Genomic DNA, 23,199 nt, shown 5'->3' on the forward strand with positions numbered 1-23,199 from the left:
CCATCCTTTCGCGCCGCGGCAGAGTCCTGCGCGGAGGCGGCCGCGAGTTCCGGGCCGCACAGGCCGCGCCCGGGGCGGCGAGTCCGTATCATATCAGCCCCCCGCCGGCGCGCCCTGGGGAAAAGGGATTCAGCCGGCGGGACAGCCCCGGGGCCGCATCCGAATGTCCTGCCCCGATATTTTAGGGCCCGCCGGTCACCCGTTCAGCCGGTCCATCACCTCAAAGACGCTGCGGATGACCTCCTCGTCGCGGGGATCGCTCATGTGCACGAAGCGGAACCCCGCCTCGCGGACCACCGCCTCGCTTCTGGGGTGGATCACCACGGCCCCGCCGGAAACAAGCCACTTCCAAGCGCCTTCCACGGGGTGCAGGGCGTGCATGAGGGTGCCCACCGTCTCCGAGCTCGTGATATAGATGACGGGCGGCGGCAGGCCGCGGGCGAGCTGCCCGATCTGCTGCCGCTCGGAGTCCGTGAACGCGAGCGGCGTGCGCTCGTAGCAGGTGAGCGTCTGGACGTCCGCGCCTTCTGCGATCAGCTGCTGGGAGAGCCACTCGCGGCCGGTCTGACCGCGGCAGATCAGCACCCGCGACGGGATTCCCCGGTGCCGGAGCTCGGCCATCAGGGCCTCGCTGCCGGACTGGGAGGCGCTGCCGTGCGGATAGACGATCGGCACGTCCTCGCCCCAGGCCTTCCGGGCGATCCGCGCCGTGCCCTCGCCCACCGCGGCCAGCGTGATGTGGGAGGGCCAGCGGTCCACCCAGTGCGCCACGGCGGCCACGGCCGAAGGGCTCACGAGAAGCACGAGCTCGACGTCGTCCAGGCTGGAGAGCCGCCGGGCCACCGGCTGCTCGTCGGCCGGCAGCCGGATCTTGAAGGCCGGCCAGAGCAGAACCCTCGCGCCGAGCTGCTCAAACTCCGTTCCCAGCCGCTGATTGACCGCGCCGGTTCGCGTGAGGATGACCGGATTTGCTGTCGCGGCGCGCACTTGGTTCAGCCCCCGAGTACTTCTTTGAGGATGCGCTCCGCGCCTTCTGCGCGAAGCCGCCCGAGCACCTCCCCTGCGGCCTCCAGCGGAGCCTCGAGCCGCCCGTGGGTCTCGGCGAAGATCGCCTCGCCGGTGCGGTGGTTGCCGACCATGGCGCGAAGCCACATTCCGCCGTCTCCTTCGGGAACCGCGTAGGCCGCAAGCGGCACCTGGCAGGATCCGCCGAGGGCGCGGGAGACCTCGCGCTCGGCCGCCGTGCAGGCGCGGCAGGCCGCGTCGTTGATGAAGGCGACGGCCTCGCGGGTCCGCAGGTTGTCCTGCGCCACCTCGATGCCGAGGGCGCCCTGCCCGGGCGAGGGCAGGCTCACTTCGGGCTCGATCACAGAGCGGATCCTCTCGGAAAGCCCCAGCCGCTTGAGCCCGGCCGAAGCCATGACGAGCGCGTCGTACTGCCCCTCGTCGAGCTTGCGCAGGCGCGTGCCGACGTTGCCCCGCACGGGCCTGACGACCAGATGCGGATAGCGGCAGCGGACCATCAGCTCGCGCCTCAGGGAGGCCGTCCCCACGACGGCTCCGGCCGGCATTTCCTCGAGGCTTGCGTAGCGGGCGCTCACGAAGGCGTCCCTCGGATCCTCGCGGGAGGACACCGCCGCGAGGACGAATCCCTCGCTGAGCTCCATGGGGATGTCCTTGAGGGAATGGACGGCGAGATCCGCCCGTCCCTCGCGAATCGCCGCCTCAAGCTCCACCACGAAAAGCCCCTTGCCGCCGATCTTCGAGAGCGTCTTGTCGAGAATGCGGTCGCCCTTGGTCGTCATGCCGAACAGCTCGACTTCCATGCCCGGGCTGTGCCGCTCGAGAAGCTCCTTCACATGAACGGCCTGCCACATGGCCAGAGGGCTCTCGCGGGTGGCGATGACGCACTTTTTCATTTCTGCCATTCAAAACAACCTTTCAATGTTTTCGACCGGCCTCTCCCTGCGGGAAGGCCTTGGAATTATTCTAACAAGCGAGTATTTCGACAAGCTGAATACATTCGGCCGTCCCCCTTCCGGGGCCGGAAGCTTCAGGTTCGTGCGCGGCTTCTTTCCGCGCCCGTTTCTTTTTTAGACTGCAGACGGCTCCGCGGCCGGCGGGCTTCGCATGCTCGCCAAATGGGCGGTAAAATAACGATTTTCTTTCAATTAGCGGGTTCCCGCAACCCCACTGAGCAATGGCAAACATCAACGATTCCTCCGATCCGCTTCACGCTAAAAACAAAGCCTGGTCCGGGCGTTTTTCCGAGCCTGTGGCTGATTTCGTGCTGCGCTACACCGCCTCCGTCGGCTTTGACAAGCGCATGGCGATGGCCGACATCCAGGGGTCGCTCGCTCACGCCGCCATGCTGCAGAAGTGCGGCGTCATCAGCGCCGGGGACCTCGAGGACATCCGCCGCGGAATGGCCCAGATCCGCGAAGAGATCAAAAACGGAACCTTTGACTGGCAGCTCGCCCTGGAGGACGTGCACCTCAACATCGAGGCGAGGCTCACCGCCCTCATCGGCGACGCCGGCAAGCGGCTGCACACCGGCCGCTCCCGCAACGACCAGGTCGCCACCGACCTGCGGCTTTACCTGCGCGAGGAGCTCGACGAGATCACGTTCCTGCTCAACGACCTGCAGAAGGTGCTTGTGAACCTGGCCGACAAGGAGGCCGACACGGTCATGCCGGGCTTCACCCACATGCAGGTCGCCCAGCCGGTCACGTTCGGCCACCACATGCTCGCCTACGCGGAGATGTTCGAGCGCGACCGCGAGCGGCTCATCAGCCTGCGCCACCGGGTGAACCGCTCCCCGCTCGGCGCCGCCGCCCTGGCCGGAACGACCTACCCGATCGACCGCGAGTACAGCGCGAAGCTGCTCGGGTTCGAGGCCGTCATGCAGAACTCGCTCGACGCCGTCTCCGACCGCGACTTCGGCCTCGAGTTCCTTTCGGCCGCCAGCCTGATCATGATTCACATCTCGAGGCTTTCCGAGGAACTCGTCTACTGGATGAGCCAGCGCTTCAACTTCATCCACCTGCCCGACCGCTTCACAACGGGCTCGTCGATCATGCCCCAGAAGAAGAACCCGGACGTGCCGGAGACCGCCCGCGGCAAGGCCGCCCGCGTCGTGGGCGAGATGTGCGCCTTCGCCGTGCTTCTCAAGGGCCTGCCGCTCGCCTACAACAAGGACCTCCAGGAGGACAAGGAGCCGGTCTTCGATGCGATCGACACCGTGAAGGACACGCTCCATGCGTTCATCGAAATGATGCCCGGGGTCGAGCCCCAGCGCGAGGAGCTGCGCCGGGCCTGCCAGGCGGGCTATCCCACCGCCACGGACCTCGCCGACTACCTGGTGCGCAAGGGCGTGCCGTTCCGCACGGCCCACGACGTCGTGGGCCGCGTGGTTCGGAAGGCCTCGGAGCTGAAGGTGGACCTGCACGAGATGCCGCTGTCGGTGCTGCGCTCTTTCAGCGATAAGATTGAGGATGACGTGTACGACTGCCTCACGCTCGAAGGCGCCCTCAAGGCCCGCAACCACACCGGCGGCACGGCGCCCGCCCAGGTCCGCCGCCAGGTGGCCCTCTGGAAGCAGCTTTTCGAAAAGCGCCTTACCGACGCGCACGCCGGCGAATACGACCGCTGACCGGCAGCCGCTTTTTCCGGTTCCATCAGGCAGCGCCGCCCCGAGAGCCGTCGGGACGGCGTTTTTTGGAAGGACACTGAAATTATGCAGATCATGACCCGGGATCCTTACGCCTTCGGCGACGACGGCGAGGTCGACGACGAAGGCTCCGGCCCCAGCAAATCCGAAATCAAGCGCGAAATGCACGGGCTGCAGGAGCTCGGCCGGGAGCTCACGAAGCTGCCCGAGGAGACGCTCGCGCGCGTTTCGCCCGTGCTGCCCGAGAACGTGCTGGAGGCCGTCCGGGAGTTCCGGCGCATCAAGACGTTCAAGGCCCAGCAGCGCCACATCCAGCACATCGGCAAGCTGCTGCGCGCGGCTGACGCCTCCGCCATCCGGACGGCCATGGAAGACGCCGGCGGAGCGAGCGCCGCGATGGTGGCGATCCAGCACCAGTGCGAGAGGCTGCGCGACGAGCTGCTCGCCTCCGACGAGGCGCTCACCCGGCTGGTCGACGAGCATCCCTCGACGGACATCCAGCGGCTTCGGCAGACGATCCGCATGGCCCGCAGGGAGGCAGCCAAGGAGGATCCCGCAAAGCGCAGCCCGCGCCCCTTCAGGGAGATCTACCAGATCCTGCGCGAAGCCCTCACGGCCGAGCGCGAGGCCGGCCTCGCGGCCCAGGTCCGGGCAGGCGCTGAACAGGAGAACGAGTAATGGAAACGACGAACGCTGGCGAAACCGTAATCGGGCTCGTGTCGATCTCCGACCGGGCGAGCGCCGGAACATACGAGGACAAGGGCATTCCCGCCCTGGTCGAATGGTGCACCCGGGCCATCACGACTCCGGTGAGGTTCGTGAAGCGGCTCATCCCCGACGACCGCTACGCCATCGAGCGCACGCTCGTCGCCCTTGTGGACGACGAGCGCTGCGACCTCGTGCTCACCACGGGGGGCACCGGCCCGTCGCGGCGCGACGTGACGCCGGAGGCGACGCTGGCCGTCGCGACCCGCGAGCTGCCGGGCTTTGGCGAGCAGATGAGGGCCGTGTCGCTGCACTTCGTGCCCACCGCCATCCTGTCGCGCCAGGTCGGGGCCCTTCGCGAAATCCCCGGACACGCAGCCCTCATCGTGAACCTGCCGGGCCAGCCGAAGGCGATCGCGGAGACGCTGGGGGGCGTGCGCGGCCCCGAAGGCGAGCAGATCGTCCCGGGCATTTTCGCCGCCATCCCCTACTGCATCGACCTCATCGGCGGGCCGTGGATTGAAACCGACCCGGCGGTCTGCCGCGCCTTCAGGCCGAAGTCCGCCCTCAAGGCGAGGCAGGAAAGGCTCTCGCGCGAGGCGCAGGCTGAGGCGGCGCCGGCCGCGCCGGCAGAGCCTGAGCCCCCTCAGGGCGGCCGCCCGCAGCAGCAGCCCTCCGCGGAGGCCCTGTCCGAGCCCCCCGAAGCCGAAGGCGCCCGGCGCGCTTTCGTGGACCCCGCGCCGCTGCGCGTGCCCGGCGGCAGGACCGTGGAGATCACGCCCGCCGCGGAGCAGCTGGAGGTTTTCCGGCTCGATCCCGCCGGCGGCAGGCTGCCCGCGCCCTGCGCGATCGTCTGGCTGGGCGGCATGGGCACCGACGTGCACGACTTCTCGGAGCTGCCCGAGCAGATCTCCGAGCTGCGCGGCCCCTTGGCCCAGTTCTACATGGTGAACGCGCCGCAGCTCGAGCTGAGCGCCACGCCGGGCAAGCTCGTGCGCGCCTGGTATGACCTGCCCGGCCGCGGGCTCTCCGACGAAGAGGACGAGCCGCGCATCCGCCAGGCCTGCGGCCGCATCACGAGGCTCGTGGATGAGATTGCCGCAAGGGGCATGCCGCGCCAGAGGATCTTCCTCGCGGGCTTCTCCCAGGGCGCCTCGATGGCGCTCTTCACCGGAGCGCGCCAGGAGCTCGCGCTGGGCGGCGTGATCGCGCTGTCGGGCTACCTGCCCCTCGCGGAGTCCCTGACCGCCGAGATCCGCAGCGGCGGGCGCGCCACGCCCTTTTTCATCGGGCACGGCGCCTACGACGAAATCGTCCCGCTGCCCTTCGCGGAGCACAGCGCGCGGCTGCTCGCGCAGCTTGGCGTGAACGTCACCTGGCGTGAATACGAGGCGGAGCACGACTTCGGCGGCGAGGCGCTGGCCGACGTCGCAGGGTTCCTGCGCCGCGTCATGAAGTACTGAGGCGGGACGGGCGCCGGCCCCGTCGTGTAGGATTGCGGCGGAGGGCGGCGGCATTCGGCCCGCGGCATTTTTCCTTCATCCGTTTGTTTCTTTTCTGAGGTTACTGATGAGCGTTTTGGTTCTGGGGCACAAGAACCCCGATACAGACTCCATCGTCGCGGCCCTGTCCGCCGCCAATCTTTACCGGGCCCGCGGCATCGACGCCGCTGCGGCCGCTCAGGGCGCGCCCGCTCCCGAGACCGCCTTCGTGCTGAAGCGCTTCGGCCTTGAGGCTCCGCAGGTCGTCACGTCCGTGGCCGGCCGCGACGTCTATCTCGTCGACTACTCCGACCTCGCCCAGGCTCCCGCGGATTTCGGCAAATGCCGCCTGCTCGGCATCGTCGACCACCACAAGCTGGGCGACGTGACTTCCGACGCCCCGCTCGAGTGCTGGATCCAGCCGGTCGGCTGCTCGAACACGGTGCTCAAGCTGATGTACGACTTCTACGGAGTCAAGGTGCCGCGGGAGCTGGCCGGCGCCATGCTCTGCGCGATTCTCTCCGACACCGTGCTCTTCAAGAGCCCGACCTGCACGGAAGCCGACAGGAAGGCTGCCGCCGAGCTCGCCTCGATCGCCGGCGTCACCGACGTCGAGGCTCTCGGCATGGAGATGTTCAAGGCGAAGAGCAACCTCGAGGCCTCCCCGCGCGATCTCATCTTCCGCGACTTCAAGGACTTCGACATGAACGGCCGCAAGGTGGGCATCGGGCAGCTCGAGCTCATCTCGCTGTCGATGGTGGGCCCGGAGCTGAAGAAAGCCCTCTCCGAGGAGCTCTCGCGCGTGAAGGCCGAAGGCCGCCACTCGGCCCTGCTCGTGCTCACCGACATCATGAGGGAGGGCTCCGAGCTGCTCGTGTGCTCCGATGAGCCCGGACTCATCGTGAAGGCCCTGAAGGCCGATCCGGCCACGATGTGGATGCCCGGCGTGATGAGCCGCAAAAAGCAGATCGTGCCGCCGCTGCAGCAGGCCTTCAAGGCCTGAAGCCGGAGCCCGCGGGGCGCAGGCCGCGCCCCGCCGGAAGAAACGGGAGAGCCGCTCAGAAGCGGCCCTCCCTTTTTTTCGCCCGTCCGCCCTGTCCCGCCCGGGGCATACAATAGAAAAAGCCCCATGTGTTTTCAAAGACAGGAGGTTGACGAAATGCCTGATTTCTGCTTTGACCAGACCGCCGACCATCGCCTGGACGGCTCCTACCGCTGGGAGCAGCCCGCAGGCCGCAGCGATGTGATCGGCATGGACACCGCGGATCTCGACTTCGAGTGCCCGCCGTGCGTGCGCGAGGCGCTGCGGCCGATTGTCGAAGAAAACACCTACAACTACAGGCGCCTGCCCGAGGGCTATTTCCGCGCCGTCGAGGACTGGTACAGCCGCACCTACGGCCTCAGGATCGAGCGCGAATGGCTCTTTTGCGTCCCGGGAACGCTTGCCGCCGTGCGGCTTGCCCTGGGGCTGTTCATGAGGCCCAACAGCCAGGTCATCCTCCAGTGCCCGAGCTTCGGGCCCATCCGCCGCATGATCTCGCTGTCGGGCTGCCGGGTTCTCAGAAACCCGATGAAGCCGGTGCGCGGGCGCTTTGAAATCGACTTCGAGGACTTCGAGCAGAAGGTCCGCGAGGAGCGGCCCGCCGCCTTCGTTCTGGTCAATCCCCAGAATCCCACGGGGCGGGTCTTCACGAAGCAGGAGCTCGCCCGGCTCGCCTCGGTCTGCGCGCGCTACAGCGTCCCGATCATCTCCGACGAGGTGCACTCGCTGCTCACCTACGGCAGCCACCTCCACACGCCTATCCTCGCGGCCTCGGCCGAGGCCCGCGCGGTCTCGATACAGATCGTGAGCATGAGCAAGGGGTTCAACCTGATGGGGCTGCCCCACGCGATCGTCGCCGTGGCCTCCCCGAAGCTGCGCGAGCGCTTCGCGCAGGCCTCTCAGGCGCACAGCTTCGACTACGCCGTGAACGCCTGCGCCGCCGCAGCGGCCCGCTCCGTCCTCGAGGGCCGGGCCGACGACTGGCAGCGGCAGCTGCGGGCCTACCTGCTCGGCAACATCGACCTCGCGCTGCAGTTCTTCGAGCGGGAGCTCCCCGCGGTGCGCGCCTACCGCCCCGAGGCCGGGTTCCTGCTCTGGCTCGACTGCAGGGGGCTCGGCATCCGGGCCGAAAAGCTGGGCGAGGCCTTCTTCGAGCGGGCGGGCGTGAGGCTCTGCAACGGGCTTGACTTCGGCCCCGCGGGCGGGGGCTTCGTGCGCATGAACATCGCCGTGCCCCGAGCCGTCCTCGAGGAGGCGCTCGGGCGCATCAAAAAAGCCTTCGCGCAGCCCTCCGCCTGAAAAGGCGCGGCCGGGGGGAGCGCTTCAGGCTCCCCCCTTCGGCCCCCCGTGGGCCTTCACTCCGCGGCCAGGCCGGGGAGGGGGCCTTTGTTGCGGAAATTGGACATAAGTTATTGTTCTTAAATAAAATAAGCTAATCAGAACTGCTCAAGACTTTCTCCCTGCCGCAGCGTACACTGGCCTTGAAGCCCGCCCCAGTTCAGGCGCTCTCCCCGCGCCCCGGGGGCCGGGTCTCAACAAGGGAGAAAGCAATGGCCTCAAAAACTAAAAAACTGGGCCTAGCCACCAAAATTCTTCTGGCCATGGTGGTGGGCGCCGCGTTCGGCTTCATCTTCAAGGGCAGCTACGACATCTGGGGTCAGGTGACCCAGCCCATCGGGACGATCTTCATCCGGCTTCTCAAGATGACGATCATTCCGCTCGTCTTCTTTTCCATCGTCTGCGGCGTGGCGAGCGTGGCCAACCTCCAGCGGCTCAAGAAAGTAGGCGGAACCTTCCTCATCTTCTGGTTCCTCGCCTCGATGCTCGCCGCCGTCTCCGGCATCTTCTGGGCCTACGTGATCGAGCCCGGCGTGGGCATCCACCTCGCCGAGAAGGCCGCCTTCAGCACGAAGGACGTGAGCGTCGTGAACAGCCTCGTCAACTGGTTCCCCGACAACGTGTTCGCCTCCTTCACGAACTTCAACATCCTGCAGGTCATCATCTTCTCGCTCTTCCTCGGGTTTGCGATCGCGCTGCTGCCGGCCGGCTCCGAAGCGAAGCGGCTGCTCAGCAAGGGGTTCGAGGTCTGCAACACGGCCATTACCAAAGTGGTTGAAATCGTGATGATCTTCGCCCCGCTGGGCGTGCTCTGCCTCATGGCCGACGTCACCGGCACCCTGGGCACCGAGGTGCTCACCGGTCTGGGCAAGATGCTCGTGACGCAGTACGTGGCCTACGCGACGGTCCTGCTCGTCATGTTCCCGATCATCCTGAAGTTCATCGCGAAGGTGAGCCCCCTGCGCCACTACGCGAACGTGTTCCCGGCGATGATCCTCGCCTTCTCGACCTGCAGCTCGAGCGCGACGCTGCCGCTCACGATGAAGTGCACCAAGGAGCGCGCCGGCGTGCCCGACGAGACCGTGAACCTGCTCGCCCCGCCCGCGGCCACCATCAACATGCAGGCCTGCTGCGCGGAAATGCCGATCTACGCCATCTTCGCGGCGCAGATGTTCGGGCTTGACTTCGGCTTCGGGCAGCTCGTGCTCATCTGCTTCCTCGGCATCATCATGGCCGCCGGCGTCGCGGGCGTGCCCGGAGGCGGCATCATGATGTCGGCCATCATGATGCAGACGATGGGCCTGCCGCTCACCATCGTGCCCTGGGTGGCGGGCATCTACCGCCTGATCGACATGCCCAACACGATGCTCAACGTGACCGGCGACACCGTGGGCATGGTGACGACCGCGTCGCTGCTCGGCACGCTCGACCGCGATAAATTCAACGCGCCCAAATCCATCTACGGCTAAGCGCCGGGGCCGCCCGCCGCGCGCCCGCCCCCCCTTTTTGCAGCAGGGGAGGCGCACGCGCGCCGCGGCCTGTTTTTTTTTTCAGCGGGACTTCCGTTTTATGACCACTATCCGTCTGTCAGAGAAAGCAAAGGGCCGCTTCGGCATCGTCGGGCACGCGGGCGTCGGCCACGTGCACAGCCACAGCGGCTTCGTTCAGGACGACTCCGCAGGGTTCGCGGCCGCAGCCCGGATCCTGAAGGAGGCGCTGCCGGCTGACACCCGCATCGCGCGCGCGTTCGCCGACCGGGACCGGGGGCTCGTCACCGTGGAGACCGGGAGCGGGGGGAGGGGCTGCGCCTCGACCTCGCGCGGGATCACCCCGGCCGAGCAGGAGCTGCTCGAGCGCTCGATCGGGCTTGACGCGGCGCTGCCCCAGAACGCCGCGGTCCACACCTTCGGGCGGGTCTACGGCCAGGGCGCCCTTCCCCTGCCCTCGGCCTTCGAAGGGGCCTGCGCGCTCGCGGCCCTCGACTCCTTCGAAAAGGCGGGAGGAGGCCGCTTCCTGCTCTCGCCCGTCTCGCCCCCGCCCAACTACGACCGGTGCGGCGGGACGGTGATCGAGCTCGACGGGCTGCCCGTGTCGCTGCTGCTCGTGGTGAACGGCACCCGCGGCGGCCTCGGCCCCGACGAGGATCTCGAGGGCAACGTCTGCGAGGGCGTCAAGAAGGACCTGATGGAGCGCCTGGGGCTGGAGCGCATCCCGACCGTTGTCGTCGAGTCCAAGGCGTACGCCCCGGCCCCCGCCCGGGATCTGAAGGAAAACCGCTACCTCGTGCGCGCCCAGAAAAACCTGGACTGCGGGGAGCTCGGGCAGGCACTGCTTCGCGCAGGGCGAAGCCTCGGGCTGCCCATCTTCCTCGCCGAGGACGCCATGCCGCTCGAGCCGGGGGCGCTGCGGCAGGCGACCCGCGCGGTGGGCGAGCAGATCGTCCGGCTGGGGCAGGAGTTCATGGACGCGGAGAGCGCGGCCGAAAAAGTGAGCATCATCGCCCGGCTCAACCGGCTCGCGAGCGAGGACGCGGGCGGCGTCACCTTCATGAGCAACGCCGTGCACGACCGCATGCGGGGAGCGGGAACGCTGCCCGGGATCAGCGCGCTGCTGTCCATGAACGTCACGAGCGATTACATCCGCCAGGCGGTGATCCCGACGCTCACCCAGGAAGACCTCGAGGGCTACCGCACGATCATCGTGAGGGCGCTGCAGGAGCTGGGCTCGGAAGCGAGCCGCTCCTGAAGCGCCGGGCCAAAGGGCGCGGGGCTAAAATGTCCCGCGGCGCCCGGCCGCCCCGCCCGGCGGGCCGGCCGTCTTTTTCCCGCAACCCTCGAGGCCCTCCAAGTGAAGCTCTCCTCCATCCTCAATTTCCTGCTTCTTCTCGGATTCATACCCGTGTGGCTGATCGGGACCGAGTGGCACAGGAAAAACAGGCCGAACTACCTCCGGGGCGTCCTTTTCACGGCGGTGTACCTCGCTGTGATCGAGGCGCTCGACTTCCTCGTGCTGGGCGAGTAGCCCCGGGAGAGAGCTGCGGAAAGCGGGCCGCGCAGACGAAAAAGCCGCGGAACCCGGCGGGGCTTCGCGGCCTTTGAGGCGCCGTGCAGACTGCGCCTCGAGAATTTGGTGGAGAAGAGGAGGATCGAACTCCCGACCTCAGCGATGCGAACGCTGCGCTCTCCCAGCTGAGCTACTTCCCCGGATCTCTCATACGAGAGGTGATGTATTTTACACGTTGCCAGGAAAAAAGCAATTCCTGCGCCTGGGGCCCGCCCGGCTTACTTCTTCCAGACGCCCTTGCGAAGCACGACGCGGTAGCCGTCCGGATCCTCATAGGCGGCCGTCGACGGGTCTGCGTAGAGCTGGGGGTTGGTCACCTGCGGGAAGCCGTTTTCAAACATGCGGGCGAGCACCGCCTTCCACTCCTTGTCATCGGGAATGGAAAACACGATGAAGTGATTGAGCGTCGGAGCGCGCGGCACGTCCTCGGTCTCGCGCTTCTGGGAAAACTCCAGCTGGTAGGGCCAGTCCCTGTGGCCGCAGATCACGCCGTCCCATCCGTTTTGCTGCTCGTAGCGGTCGAGGATCTCAAAGCCCAGGCCCGAGCAGTAAAAGACGATCAGTTTCTCAAGGTTGTTGGTCGAACGCGACAGGCGCAGTTTTGGCACAGAATCCATGGAATCCTCCGAAAAAGAGAAGGGCTACGGAGACATTATGGACGGCGGAGCACCGCATGGCAAAGGCGGACCCGCCCGGCGCCGTTAAACTGAGGGCATGCCTAACGGAACTTTTTCCCCCTTGAACAGCCAAAATGCAGCAGATTGATTTTCACTTCAACGTGGGCAGCCGCCTGCAGTACGCCTGCCTCTTCGTGCGCAAGGTCTGGAGGATGGGCAAGTCGGTGGCCGTCTGGAGCTCGGACTCCGCGCGGCTCGCGGACTTCAACCGCAGGCTCTGGGCCTTCGACGACCTCTCCTTCATCCCTCATGCGATGGCCGGCTCGAAGGACGCACAGGAGGCGCGGGTCGTGCTGAGCGAGGATCCCTCGCGGCTGCCCGACTCCGACGTGCTGCTGCTGCTCGACGAGTCGGTGCCTCCCGGCTTCGAGCAGCTCTTCGAGAGGTTCGACCGCGTGGTGGACATCGTCTCCTCCGTGCCGGAGGAAACCGCCGCCGCGCGCGCCCGCTATAAAATCTACCGAAAGCTCAACTGCCCGCTGAAGGCTTACGACCAAGGAAGCCGCTGAAAGACATGACAGAACCTTATTCCTCCGCCCGCGTCATCCCGACGCTCTCGCGTCCCATCGTGGCCTCCTGGAGCGAGCTCGAGGCCTGCTCGAGCCGGGCCGGGGCGCTGCCCGCGATGGAGCCGGCCGAACCCTCCCGCGAGCCGTCCCTGGAGCCCGCTCCCGCCCCGGAGCCGGATCCCGCGCCCCGCAGCGCGCAGCCTTCGGCCTCCTTCTTCAGCGTGCCTTCGTTCTCGGGCGCCGGGACGGCCGGGCGCATCGAGCCGGCCCCCTTAAGCCCTCCTGCCGGGCGGCCCGCCGAGCGCCCGGGCGAGCCCGCAGCGCGCGGGCCGGCCCGCTTCAGCGGACTCTCCGCGGCCGAGGCCCCGCGGCCCGCGCGCTCGCTTTCGGCCGAGGAGCTCATCGCCTACCTGCAGCCCCGGATCCAGCGCTCGATTCTCGAGCAGCTCGAGCCGGTGATCGAGCAGGCCGCCCGCTCGGCCGCCGCCTCGGCCGCCGACCGCATCCGCAACGACGTCTCCGGACGGCTGGACCTCATCGTGAAAAACGCCGTTTCCGAGGAAATCGCGCGGTATTTCAGAAACTGACGCCGCGCCAGGGCGGAAATGCGATAATTCCCCCTCATTACCCCTTTGGATTCAAGACATCTGATTTTCCAAGATGACATCTGCTAACACCTCTGAACTCGCCAAGAGCTTCGAGCCCGCCGACATCGAGGCCCGCTGGTACCCGGAATGGGAAAGGCGCGGCTACTTCCGCGCGGGCCTTGAAGCCGGCCGCCCGGCCTTCTCCATCCAGCTGCCCCCGCCCAACATCACGGGCATCCTGCACATGGGACACGCCTTCAACCAGACCGTCATGGACACGCTCACCCGCTATCACCGCATGGCGGGCTACAACACGATGTGGCTGCCGGGCACGGACCACGCGGGCATTTCCGCCCAGATCGTGGTCGAGCGCCAGCTCGAGAAGCAGGGCATCAACCCGAAGTCGCTCACCCGCGAGCAGTTCGTCGCCAAGGTGCTCGAATGGAAGAAGTTCTCCGGCGGCACCATCCTCAAGCAGATGCGCCGCCTCGGCGACTCGGTCGACTGGCAGCGCACCTACTTCACGATGGACGAGAAGCTCTCGCGGGTCGTGCGGGAGACGTTCGTGCGCCTGTACCGCGAGGGCCTGATCTACAAGGGCACCCGGCTGGTGAACTGGGACCCGAAGCTGCAGAGCGCGGTCTCCGACGTCGAGGTGGAGCCCGAGGAGGAGGACGGCTTCCTCTGGGAGATCCGCTACCCGGCCGCTGACGGCGGACGCGACGTCGTCGTTGCGACGACGCGCCCTGAGACGCTTTTTGGCGACGAGGCGATCGCGGTGCACCCCGAAGACGAGCGCTACAAGGATCTCGTCGGGCACAAAGTCCATCTGCCGCTGTGCGGCCGCGACATCCCGGTGATCGCCGACGCCTACGTCGACCGCGAATTCGGCTCGGGCTGCGTGAAGATCACGCCGGCCCACGACTTCAACGACTTCGAGGTCGGACGCCGCCACGGCCTGCGCTGCCTGTCGATCCTCACCAAGGACGCGAAGATCAACGAAAACGCCCCGGCCAAATACGTGGGCATGGACCGCTACGAGGCCCGCAGGGCGGTGCTCGCGGACCTGAAGGCGCAGGGGCTGCTGCTGGGCGAGAAGAAGATCCGCCACATGGTGCCGCGCGTTCCGCGCACCGGCGAAATCGTCGAGCCGATGCTCTCCGAGCAGTGGTACATGGCCATGAGCAAGCCCGCGGGCGAGCACTCCACCCATCCCGGCAAGAGCCTCGCGCAGATCGGACTGGAGGCGGTGGAATCCGGCGAGGTGAACATTTTCCCCGAGCAGTGGAGGAGCGTCTACCGCCACTGGCTCACCAACATCCAGGACTGGTGCCTGTCCCGGCAGCTGCTCTGGGGCCACCAGATCCCGGCCTGGTACGACGAGAACGGGCACTGCTACGTCGCCGCCTCGCTCGAGGAGGCCCAGCGGCAGGCCGGCGAAGGCGTCGCGCTGCGCCAGGACCCCGACGTCCTCGACACCTGGTTCTCTTCGGCCATGGTGCCGTTTTCCACCCTGGGCTGGCCCGACCCCCAGGGAGACGACAAGAAGGCCTACGAGCTTTACCTGCCCTCGACGGTGCTCGTGACGGGCTACGACATCATCTTCTTCTGGGTCGCCCGCATGGTGATGATGACCAAGCACTTCACGGGGCGCGTGCCGTTCAGGAACGTCTACATGCACGGGCTCGTGCGCGACGCCGACGGCCACAAGATGAGCAAGAGCGAGGGCAACACGATCGACCCGCTCGACCTGATCCAGGGCATCGACCTCGAGGGCCTCATCAAGAAGAACACGATGGGGCTGCGGCGCCCGGAGAAGGCGCCCCAGGTGATCGCCAAGCTGAAGAAGAACTTCCCGAACGGCATGCAGGCCTACGGGGCGGACGCCCTGCGCTTCACGATGGCGGCCTACGCGACGCTCGGCCAGAACGTCAATTTCGACGTGAAGCGCTGCGAGGGCTACCGCAACTTCTGCAACAAGCTGTGGAACGCCACCCGCTACGTGCTGATGAACGTCGAGGGCCGGGACTGCGGCCTGCAGGGCGGGGAGATGAAGCCCGGCTTCATCGACCGCTGGATCGAGGGCGAGCTCTCGCGCACGATCCGCACGGTGATCAAGTCCTATGAGGGCTACCGCCTCGATCTCGCCGCAAACGCCATCTACTCCTTCGTCTGGGACGAGTTCTGCGACTGGTACCTCGAAGCGGCCAAGGTGCGGCTCACCTCCGGCAGCGAGGCCGAGCAGCGCGCCACCCGCAACACGCTCGCGCGGGTGCTCGAGGCGACGCTGAGGCTCGCCCACCCGATCATCCCCTTCATCACCGAGGAGCTCTGGCAGAAGGTCTCCGTCGCGGCCGGACGCCGGGCGCCCGGCGAGACGGCCTCCGTGATGGTGGCCCCGTACCCGAAGCCCGAAGACTTCGCGGAGTGCCCGCAGGCCGACCGCCGCATGGCCGTCACGAAGAAGATGGTGGAGGCCGTGCGCGCGCTGCGCAGCCAGATGCTGCTCGCGCCCTCGAAGCGCGTGCCGCTTGCGATCCAGGGTCCCGGCGACGAGGCCCGCGAGATCGCCCCGTACCTGAAGGGCCTCGCGCGGCTCGAGTCGGTGGAGCTCGTCGACAGCATCGACAGCATCAACCCGGGCTCGATCGCCCCGGTCTCCATCGTCGAGGACTGGCACCTGATGCTCGTGATCAAAATCGACGTGGCCGCCGAGCGCGACAGGCTCGCGAAGGAAATCGCGCGGCTTGAGGGCGAAGTGCGCAAATGCCGCGCGAAGCTCGGCAACGAGCGCTTCGTCTCGAAGGCCCCCGCCGCGATTGTGCAGCAGGAGAAGACCCGGCTCGAGGACTTCTCCAAGGCGCTCGAGAAAAACCGCGAGCAGCTCTCGAAGCTCCCCGCGGCCTGAGCCGGGGGCAGCGCCGCCTGCGGAAAGGGCTGAGACTCCCCCTCTCTCCGCGGGCGCGCAGCCGCCCGCGCCCGCAGCGCACCGGCCCCGGGGCTTTTCCCCGGGGCTTCGCTTTATCCCGTTACAGAGGAACCCACCGCCATGCAGGTTGAAAAACTCCTGAAGCCCACCTGGATGATTCCCGTCGTCCCCGAGGGGGTCGTGCTCAAAAACCATGTGCTTGCCGTGAGCGAAGGACGGATCGCGGCGATCGCCCCCGCCTCCGAGGCCGGGCAGTTCGAGGCCCGCGAGACCGTGGAGCTGCCCGGGGAGGTGCTGCTGCCGGGCCTGGTCAACCTGCACTCGCACGCGGCGATGAACCTGCTGCGCGGGCTCGGCCCCGACCTGTGCCTCCAGGACTGGCTGCAGAAGAAGATCTGGCCCGCCGAAGGGCGCTGCATGGGGCCGGAGTTCGTCTACGAGGGCAGCCGGCTCGCCGGCGAGGAAATGGTCCAGTCGGGCGTCACCTGCACCAACGACCATTACTTCTTCCCGGCCGACGCCGCGCGGGGCCTCACGGAGGCCGGGATGCGCTGCGCGGTCTCGGCCTTCCTGATCGGCTTCCCGTCGGCCTGGGCGAAGACCGATGACGAATACCTGAAAAAAGCCGAGGAAGTGATCCAGCAGTTCCGGGGCAGCCCCCGCGTGCACGTGACGGTGGCCCCCCACGCCCCCTACACGGTGGGCGACGAGGCCATGCGGGCGCTGGCCGGCCTGTCGGAGCGCTACGGGCTGCCGGTGCACATTCACGTCCACGAGACGGCCGCCGAGATCCGCGAATCGATGGAGAAGTACGGCTGCCGCCCGATCGAAAGGCTGCGGCGGCTCGGCATCGTGAGCAGCCGCCTCATCTCCGTGCATTCGGTGCACCTGAACGACGAGGACATCGGCACCCTCGCGCAGGCCGGCGCCTCGGTGTGCCACTGCCCGAGTTCCAACCTGAAGCTCGCAAGCGGCTTCGCCCCGGTCGACCGCATCATGAAGGCCGGCATCAACCTGGGCATCGGCACCGACGGCGTGGCGAGCAACGACAAGCTCGACATGCTCGCGGAGACCCGGCTCGCGGCCATGCTCGCCAAGGCCACGGCGGGCGACCCGACCGCCGCCCCGGTCCACAAGATGTTGTATGCGGCCACGATGGGCGGAGCGAAGGCGCTCGGCTGGGACAAGGAGATCGGCTCCCTCGAAGTTAGTAAAAATGCTGATGTTTTCAGCGTTCTTCTTGAGGAAATTACCAGTGTCCCGGTACTTGAACCGGCCACGCAGTTGCTTTACAGTGCCGGTAGGGAAAATATTACCCATGTGTGGATAGATGGCCGGCTGGTTGTCGAAAAACAGCAAACCATCCGTTCCCTCTCGGGGATGTCCCGTAGTCGAGCACTCTCCATTGCCCATAAGTGGCAAAATATGGTAGAGCCATAGCTTGGAAGACAGGTCTTTCCTGTAAAAAAGGAGAGCGGCTGTTTCCCGAGGATGCAGGCAGTGATCAGCGATAGGGTCGTACCCTGCTCATCTGCTTTTGGGATTATTAATGGTTCCCGGAGACGGGGGCCGAAAAAAAAGGAAAGAGGAAAAAATGAACACTTCCGCGAAGATTGGTGGTCTGCTGGCTGCCGTCATGCTCGCCGCTTCTGGTTCTGTCATGGCTGCTGAAACGGCAAATCCTTATGTCATTTCCAGCGACGGCAAGGTTGTGATGGATCCGTACGGCCTTTGCTGGCGCACCGGCTACTGGACCCCGGCTCTCGCCGAAGCCCAGGGCCTTAAGGGCTTTGGCTGCCAGTGCGACAAGGAAATCCTGAGCAAGGCTGCCTGCACCGCTCCGGCTCCGAAGGCTGCTCCGGCTCCGAAGGCTGCTCCCGCCCCGGCTCCTGCTCCCGCCCCGGCTCCTGCCGCCGCCCCGAAGCGTGAAAAGGTCACCCTCTCCGCCGACACCCTGTTCGACTTCGACAAGGCCACTCTGAAGCCCGCCGGAAAGGCGAAGCTCGATGAGCTGGTCTCCCGCCTCGCCGGCGTGGATCTCGAAGTGGTCAACTCCACCGGCTACACTGACCGCCTCGGCAAGGCCTCCTACAACCAGAAGCTGTCCGAGCGCCGCGCTGAAGCCGTGAAGGGCTACCTGGTCAGCAAGGGCGTGAGCGCCAACGTGATCAAGACCGCCGGCAAGGGCGAGGCGGATCCGGTTGTGAACTGCCCGAACCCCTCCAAGAAGGGCAAGATCAAGAACTTCAAGCAGCTCGTCAAGTGCCTGCAGCCGAACCGCCGTGCTGTGATCGAAGTGGTCGGCACCCGCGAGGCCAAGTAATCTCTCTCCTCCGCACGAGGATCTGAGATAAAAAAATCCGCTCCTTCATGGAGCGGATTTTTTATGCCCGTCTTTCGCCCTCCCTGCAAAAATGCCCTCTTCTTCGACAAACTGCCGGTGCGTCCTGTTCGACATGGACGGCACCCTCGTGGATTCCGTCCGCGATCTTGCGGCGTCCGTCAACGTCCTGCGCCGTGCGAAAGGCCTTGAGGCCCTGCCGCCCGAAAAGTACCGGGCGGCGGCCTCGGAGGGGTCTGTCGCGCTGTTGCGCGCGGGGCTCGGAGTCACGCCCGCATCGCCCGGCTACGAACAGCTGCGCCAGGCCTTCTTCGAAGACTACGAGCGCAGGTGCGCCGCAGCGCCCAGCCTCTTTCCCGGCATTGCGGAGCTCCTCGGGGCGCTCGAGCGCACGGGGATTGCCTGGGGCGTGGTCACGAACAAGCCCGAGCCTTTCGCGCGCAAGATCGTCCGGGCGCTCAAGGCCTTTGAGCACTGCGGCTGCGTGGTGGGCGCCCGACCGGGGCTTCCTCCAAAGCCCGCCCCGGACGGAGTCCTGCTGGCTCTGAGCGGGCTCGGGGCAGAGCCCGCTCAGAGCGCGCTTTGCGGCGACGACCCCCGAGACCTCCTGGCGGCCCGCCGGGCGGGCGCGGCGCCTGTGTTCGCCTCCTGGGGCTACTACGACGGCGGCCGCGCCGCAGTCGAGGCGCTCGCCCCCCTCGCGGTGCTCAGGGACCCGGCCGACCTCCTTAAAGTTTTATCCAAGATTTGAAACAATTCTTGTCCAGGCCGGCGACCGGAAGCGCCCCGAAGAGTCCGTTCTGACACCGCACGACCCCAAAGGCATTAGACTTTTCTCAACTGCCGGCTCCGCGCATCCCGCGTCAGCCGGCCTCATCGGCATTTGCGAAAGGAAGGTTCGAGGATGAGGCTCAACCGGGTTTCAAAGGTTGCCATTGGCGTGGCGGCTGCGTACGGCATTTATTCAGCGCTGGGCTGGTGGGCGCTGCCGTCAGGCTTGAAGTGGGCGGCCTCCGGGCCTGTCTCGAATCTGCTCGGGCGCCAGCTCTCGATCGGAGAAGTCCGCTTCAACCCCTGGACCGTAGAGCTCACGGCGCGGGACATACGGCTGTCGGGCCGCTCGGAGGCCGACAAGCCGGTCACCATCGGCAGCCTCTACGCCAACGTGGCCGCCCTGTCCTCCATCACCCGCTTCGGAGTCGTGCTCGACGCCCTGTCGGTCGACCATCTGAGCGGCGCGCTGAGCGTGGACGAAAACGGCGTCACGAACTTCCAGGACGTGATCGACAGCATTCACAAGCGCTTTCCGCCCCAGCCCGAAAAGCCCGGCGAGGAGCCTTTCCGATTCAGCCTCAACAACGTGAGGCTTTCGAATTCGGACTTCCGCATCTCGATCCCGTCCCACGGGGTCGATGAGCAGATCACGGAGATCAACCTTGGCATTCCCTTCATCGGCTCGATCGGCTCGGACCGCAACATCAACGTCCTGCCCGAGCTCAGGCTGAAGGCGAACGGCTCGGCCTTTGAGGCGCACGGCCGCTCGCTGCCCTTCAAGGACACCCGCGCCACGCAGATGCATTTCGACCTGAAGGACTACAGCCTGCCGCACCTCGCGCGCATGCTGCCGCTCAACGCAGCCGTAAGCGGCGGCTCCGTCACGGCGGCGGCCGACGTCACCTTCGCGCAGGGCACGGCCAAAACCCCGGGCACGATCCTGATCGACTTCAGCGCCGAGGCGAAGGACTTCGCCATGGCCCTGAAAGGCGCGCCGGCGGCCAACTCGATCGCCTTCAGCTCGCTTAAGGTCGACTCGGCCGAGATCGACCTCATCAACCGCAGGGCCGAGGTGAAGTCCGTGAGCCTCGAGTCGCCCACCGTGCGGATGCAGCGGCTCGCCGACGGTTCGCTCGCCTGGAGCGGCCTCATCAAAACCGCTTCCGCGAAGGCCGGAGAAAAGCCCGAGGAAGCGGCCGCCGCCGGATCCGCGCAAGCCCCTGAGGCTGAAAAGAAGAAGGACGGCTCGGAATTCGCCTGGGTTGTCCGCAGCGCGGCGCTCGAAGGCGGACGCTTCCTGCTGGAAGACCAGGCCGCGCACGGCGCCCGCATCGACGCGGAAAGCCTCACGGCCGCCGCCACCAACATCACGATGAAGGAGGGCGAAACAACGCCTTTCGAGGTTTCGGCCAGGCTGCTGGGCGGATCGCTCCGGGCCAACGGCGGCATCGAGCTCGGGGCGCTGCGCGGCAAAGCCGCCGTCGACGCCCAGCGGCTCGCCCTGGGGAAACTGTCGGGCTATGCGCAGAGCGCAGGCTGGAGCCTGGACGGGCAGGCCACCCTCAAGACGAACCTCGACTTCGATCTGAGCTCCGAACCGCTTTCGGTGCACGCTCAGGGCGACCTCGGCCTGAAGAAGGCCGCCCTCGCGCAAAACGGAGGCTCCTCCCTCGACATCCGCCTCGAATCGGCCCGGGCCGGGCAGTTTGACGCCGCCTATAAAAAAGACCTCAGCCTGAAATTCGCGAAGCTCGACCTGGGAGACGGGCACTTCGCGCTGCCCGAAAGCGGCTTTTCGGTCGACACTTCGGCCGCAGCCCGCAGCCTGGAGCTCGGCTGGGCCGCGGAGTCCGGCCGGCTTGATCTCAACGCGCGCTCGCTTGCCCTCACCACGCCGGAGCTGAAGGCCGGCACCTTTGAGGGCAGGCTCGAGAAGCTCAATGCGGAGAGCCTGCGCGTAGGCTGGGACGGAAAGACGGAAAACGCCGCCGTCTCCGGAATGAAGCTCTCCGCGGAGGGCACTTCGCTCAAGGCCGGCTCCTTCAGCGGCACGGCGCGCGGCAGCGACGCCCAGAACCTGTCGGTCCTCTGGAAGGGAAAGGCCAGGACGCTCGGCGTCAACGCGAAGGCGGCCTCCGTCTCTGGCGGCGCCTTCAGCGCCTCGCCCGTGCAGGGAGGAACCGACCGGATCGGGCTTGAGGGCCTGCGCATCGCGGTCGACACGAATCCGAACGGCGCGGTCGACGTCGGGGTGGAGCGCGTGAGCTCCCAGCCCTCGCACATCGAGGTGGCCGGAGACACGCCGGTCAAGGCGAGCCTGAGCTCGCTCACCGTCTCGGGCAGCGCCTTCAGGCTCGCCGACCGGATCACCTTCTCCGCGCCCGACATCAGCGCCGACGGGGTGAAGTCCACGGTCGATCTGTTTGACTTCAACGCCGAGCATGCGGCGCTGCGCGGCGCGGCCTTCGAAAAGGCCGCGGAGACTTCCTTCAGGCTTGACAGCGCCGACCTCGCCAAGGCCCAGGCGATTTCGCCTGTGAACGCCGCCCGCGTCTCCACGCTCTCCGACACGCTGGCCGTGCGGAAGTTCGACTGGCAGAGCGGGACGGCGGGCCACCTTACGCTGGAGTCGGCCGCGGCCCGCTCGAGCGCCTTCCAGATCGAGGGCGGCGGCGCCCGGTTCGGGCGCGTGGCCCTCGCCTCGGTCACGGGGGTCAACGCGCCGGCCAGCGGCACCGTGAACATCGGCCGCATCGCCATTGAAAAGCCCCGCTACAGCATCTCGCGCGACGCCAAGGGCAACCTCGACATCGATCCGCTTCTGGGCAAGAGGGGATCGGCCGAAAAGGCGAAGAAGACCCGGGAGGAAATCAAGAAGAAGGTCGCAGCCGAGGAAAAGCGCGTCGGCCGCCAGCCCAACCAGCCGGTGCGGGTGGGCGAGTTCTCCATCAGGGACGGGGGCTTCGCCTTCATCGACAAGGTCGTGCGGCCGGCCGGGCAGTTCCGCTTCGGCAGCCTCAACGTGAGCGTGAAGCCCGTGGTCTACGGGGGCGACAACACGCCCTCCACCCTCACCGCGAGCGCCCTCATCAACGGCTCCTCAAAGCTGAGCATCACCGGCAGCGGCTCGCCCTTCGTCGACAAGGGCAAGCTCACCGCCAAGGGCACCCTCACGGCGGTTTCCATGCCGTTTTTCACGCCCTACAGCGTCCACTACGTCTCCTACCCGATCCAGAAAGGCAACCTCAGCGTGAAAAGCGACATCACGATGACCGACAAGACGAAGATCAAGGCGGACAACCACGTCGTGATCGAGCAGCTCGGCTGGGGCCCGTACATCCCCAACGAGACCTCCATCAGCCTGCCGGTCACCCTGGCCACCTCGCTGCTCACCGACGGCAAGGGCAACATCGACTTCGAGCTGCCGATTTCAGGCGACCTCGCCGACCCGCAGTTCTCGCTGAGCGATCTCGTGCTCACGGGACTGAAGAACCTGATCATCAAGGTGGTCGCCTCGCCGGTGAACCTGCTCGCCTCGCTTGCGAACTTCAGCACGAGCTCGTCTTCCAAGCCCGTCCTGGTGCCGTTCCTGTCGGGCCAGAGCAGGCTCACGGCCGACCAGCAGAGCACGGTCACCCAGATCGTGAAGGCCCTGAAGGAGCATCCTGAGGCGAAGCTCGAGATCACGCCGCTCATCAACCAGAGCGGCGACAGCGAGGCGCTTCACCAGAGAACCTACAACGGGCTGCTGAAGGTCGCCCAGTCGACCATGCCTGAAAAAGAGCGCAGCCGCGAGGCTGCCGTGCGGGCGCTTTTCTCGATGCAGTTCCCGAAAGAGGATCCGAAGGGGCTGTCGGTGTCCGAGATGGAAAGCAGGCTCTACAAGGCAGTCGCCCCCGACCGCTCGAACATCGGGCAGCTCGCCGATGCGCGCTGCCGGCACATCGCCCGCGCCGTCTCGGAGGCCGGGATCAAGGAGAACCGGATCTTCATCACCGGGCCCGAGTTCGACAAGAAGTCGACGGTGGGCGGCGTGAAGCTGCGCTTCGTGCGCTGAAAAAAAGAGCCGCCTGCGCCTTCCCG

General features: G+C 66.7%; 18 protein-coding genes and 1 tRNA gene. 15 read left to right on the forward strand and 4 right to left on the reverse strand.

Annotated features, from left to right (window positions below; all coding sequences use genetic code 11):
- Positions 1–195: 195 nt before the first annotated feature.
- The gene (locus MUN46_RS01060) at positions 196–987 is read right to left on the reverse strand and encodes a uroporphyrinogen-III synthase (protein ID WP_243375758.1); all 792 of its coding nucleotides are present in this window, start codon (positions 985–987) and stop codon (positions 196–198) included.
- A gap of 5 nt (positions 988–992) precedes the next feature.
- The gene (gene hemC / locus MUN46_RS01065; protein WP_243375759.1) at positions 993–1,928 is read right to left on the reverse strand and encodes a hydroxymethylbilane synthase; all 936 of its coding nucleotides are present in this window, start codon (positions 1,926–1,928) and stop codon (positions 993–995) included.
- 272 nt (positions 1,929–2,200) lie between these two features.
- On the opposite strand from hemC, the gene argH reads away from it, so the two are divergent.
- The 8 genes from argH (at position 2,201) to MUN46_RS01105 (ending at position 11,257) form a co-directional block, all read left to right on the forward strand.
- A complete protein-coding gene (argH, locus tag MUN46_RS01070) occupies positions 2,201–3,652 on the forward strand; it encodes an argininosuccinate lyase (RefSeq protein ID WP_243375760.1) in 1,452 nt (483 codons plus the stop codon).
- Positions 3,653–3,736: 84 nt separating this feature from the next.
- Complete coding sequence (yjgA, locus tag MUN46_RS01075) at positions 3,737–4,348, forward strand: ribosome biogenesis factor YjgA (protein ID WP_243375761.1); 612 nt, start codon at positions 3,737–3,739, stop codon at positions 4,346–4,348.
- The gene (gene mog / locus MUN46_RS01080) at positions 4,348–5,838 is read left to right on the forward strand and encodes a molybdopterin adenylyltransferase (RefSeq protein WP_243375762.1); all 1,491 of its coding nucleotides are present in this window, start codon (positions 4,348–4,350) and stop codon (positions 5,836–5,838) included. Before yjgA ends, mog begins: the two co-directional genes overlap by 1 nt.
- Before the next feature lie 106 nt (positions 5,839–5,944).
- The gene (locus MUN46_RS01085; RefSeq protein ID WP_243375763.1) at positions 5,945–6,859 is read left to right on the forward strand and encodes a manganese-dependent inorganic pyrophosphatase; all 915 of its coding nucleotides are present in this window, start codon (positions 5,945–5,947) and stop codon (positions 6,857–6,859) included.
- A gap of 156 nt (positions 6,860–7,015) precedes the next feature.
- The gene (locus MUN46_RS01090; RefSeq protein ID WP_243375764.1) at positions 7,016–8,197 is read left to right on the forward strand and encodes a MalY/PatB family protein; all 1,182 of its coding nucleotides are present in this window, start codon (positions 7,016–7,018) and stop codon (positions 8,195–8,197) included.
- 251 nt (positions 8,198–8,448) lie between these two features.
- A complete protein-coding gene (locus tag MUN46_RS01095; protein WP_243375765.1) occupies positions 8,449–9,705 on the forward strand; it encodes a dicarboxylate/amino acid:cation symporter in 1,257 nt (418 codons plus the stop codon).
- A gap of 100 nt (positions 9,706–9,805) precedes the next feature.
- Positions 9,806–10,981, forward strand: coding sequence for a hypothetical protein (locus tag MUN46_RS01100; protein ID WP_243375766.1), 1,176 nt, complete (start codon positions 9,806–9,808; stop codon positions 10,979–10,981).
- 102 nt (positions 10,982–11,083) lie between these two features.
- The gene (locus MUN46_RS01105; protein WP_243375767.1) at positions 11,084–11,257 is read left to right on the forward strand and encodes a hypothetical protein; all 174 of its coding nucleotides are present in this window, start codon (positions 11,084–11,086) and stop codon (positions 11,255–11,257) included.
- A 106-nt stretch (positions 11,258–11,363) separates the two neighbouring features.
- On the opposite strand, the gene MUN46_RS01110 is transcribed toward MUN46_RS01105, so the two are convergent.
- A tRNA-Ala gene (locus tag MUN46_RS01110) sits at positions 11,364–11,439 on the reverse strand.
- A gap of 78 nt (positions 11,440–11,517) precedes the next feature.
- Positions 11,518–11,916, reverse strand: a complete 399-nt coding sequence (locus MUN46_RS01115) for a VOC family protein (protein ID WP_243375768.1) — start codon at positions 11,914–11,916, stop codon at positions 11,518–11,520.
- Positions 11,917–12,050: 134 nt separating this feature from the next.
- Between MUN46_RS01115 and MUN46_RS01120 the strand changes: the two genes are divergently transcribed.
- The 7 genes from MUN46_RS01120 (at position 12,051) to MUN46_RS01150 (ending at position 23,173) form a co-directional block, all read left to right on the forward strand.
- Positions 12,051–12,485, forward strand: coding sequence for a DNA polymerase III subunit chi (locus tag MUN46_RS01120; RefSeq protein ID WP_243375770.1), 435 nt, complete (start codon positions 12,051–12,053; stop codon positions 12,483–12,485).
- Positions 12,486–12,490: 5 nt separating this feature from the next.
- A complete protein-coding gene (locus MUN46_RS01125; RefSeq protein WP_243375771.1) occupies positions 12,491–13,072 on the forward strand; it encodes a hypothetical protein in 582 nt (193 codons plus the stop codon).
- A gap of 73 nt (positions 13,073–13,145) precedes the next feature.
- Positions 13,146–15,980 (forward strand): valine--tRNA ligase, encoded by a 2,835-nt coding sequence (locus MUN46_RS01130; RefSeq protein WP_243375772.1) that lies wholly within the window; start codon positions 13,146–13,148, stop codon positions 15,978–15,980.
- 141 nt (positions 15,981–16,121) lie between these two features.
- Positions 16,122–17,441, forward strand: coding sequence for a TRZ/ATZ family hydrolase (locus MUN46_RS01135; protein WP_243375773.1), 1,320 nt, complete (start codon positions 16,122–16,124; stop codon positions 17,439–17,441).
- Between the two features lie 154 nt (positions 17,442–17,595).
- The gene (locus MUN46_RS01140; RefSeq protein WP_243375774.1) at positions 17,596–18,324 is read left to right on the forward strand and encodes an OmpA family protein; all 729 of its coding nucleotides are present in this window, start codon (positions 17,596–17,598) and stop codon (positions 18,322–18,324) included.
- 91 nt (positions 18,325–18,415) lie between these two features.
- Entirely contained in the window at positions 18,416–19,093 is a 678-nt protein-coding gene (locus MUN46_RS01145) for an HAD family hydrolase (RefSeq protein ID WP_243375776.1), read from the forward strand.
- Positions 19,094–19,246: 153 nt separating this feature from the next.
- Complete coding sequence (locus MUN46_RS01150; RefSeq protein WP_243375777.1) at positions 19,247–23,173, forward strand: DUF748 domain-containing protein; 3,927 nt, start codon at positions 19,247–19,249, stop codon at positions 23,171–23,173.
- Positions 23,174–23,199 lie beyond the last annotated feature (26 nt).

This window comes from Mesosutterella faecium, assembly GCF_022809315.2.
Classification (GTDB): domain Bacteria; phylum Pseudomonadota; class Gammaproteobacteria; order Burkholderiales; family Burkholderiaceae_F; genus Mesosutterella; species Mesosutterella faecium.

Bases quoted from the DNA above. Each gene is read 5' to 3' on its own strand.
- hemC (WP_243375759.1), bottom strand. From the start codon at position 1,928: ATGGCAGAAATGAAAAAGTGCGTCATCGCCACCCGCGAGAGCCCTCTG.
- argH (WP_243375760.1), top strand. From the start codon at position 2,201: ATGGCAAACATCAACGATTCCTCCGATCCGCTTCACGCTAAAAACAAA.
- yjgA (WP_243375761.1), top strand. From the start codon at position 3,737: ATGCAGATCATGACCCGGGATCCTTACGCCTTCGGCGACGACGGCGAG.
- mog (WP_243375762.1), top strand. From the start codon at position 4,348: ATGGAAACGACGAACGCTGGCGAAACCGTAATCGGGCTCGTGTCGATC.
- MUN46_RS01085 (WP_243375763.1), top strand. From the start codon at position 5,945: ATGAGCGTTTTGGTTCTGGGGCACAAGAACCCCGATACAGACTCCATC.
- MUN46_RS01090 (WP_243375764.1), top strand. From the start codon at position 7,016: ATGCCTGATTTCTGCTTTGACCAGACCGCCGACCATCGCCTGGACGGC.
- MUN46_RS01095 (WP_243375765.1), top strand. From the start codon at position 8,449: ATGGCCTCAAAAACTAAAAAACTGGGCCTAGCCACCAAAATTCTTCTG.
- MUN46_RS01100 (WP_243375766.1), top strand. From the start codon at position 9,806: ATGACCACTATCCGTCTGTCAGAGAAAGCAAAGGGCCGCTTCGGCATC.
- MUN46_RS01115 (WP_243375768.1), bottom strand. From the start codon at position 11,916: ATGGATTCTGTGCCAAAACTGCGCCTGTCGCGTTCGACCAACAACCTT.
- MUN46_RS01120 (WP_243375770.1), top strand. From the start codon at position 12,051: ATGCAGCAGATTGATTTTCACTTCAACGTGGGCAGCCGCCTGCAGTAC.
- MUN46_RS01125 (WP_243375771.1), top strand. From the start codon at position 12,491: ATGACAGAACCTTATTCCTCCGCCCGCGTCATCCCGACGCTCTCGCGT.
- MUN46_RS01130 (WP_243375772.1), top strand. From the start codon at position 13,146: ATGACATCTGCTAACACCTCTGAACTCGCCAAGAGCTTCGAGCCCGCC.
- MUN46_RS01135 (WP_243375773.1), top strand. From the start codon at position 16,122: ATGCAGGTTGAAAAACTCCTGAAGCCCACCTGGATGATTCCCGTCGTC.
- MUN46_RS01140 (WP_243375774.1), top strand. From the start codon at position 17,596: ATGAACACTTCCGCGAAGATTGGTGGTCTGCTGGCTGCCGTCATGCTC.
- MUN46_RS01145 (WP_243375776.1), top strand. From the start codon at position 18,416: ATGCCCTCTTCTTCGACAAACTGCCGGTGCGTCCTGTTCGACATGGAC.
- MUN46_RS01150 (WP_243375777.1), top strand. From the start codon at position 19,247: ATGAGGCTCAACCGGGTTTCAAAGGTTGCCATTGGCGTGGCGGCTGCG.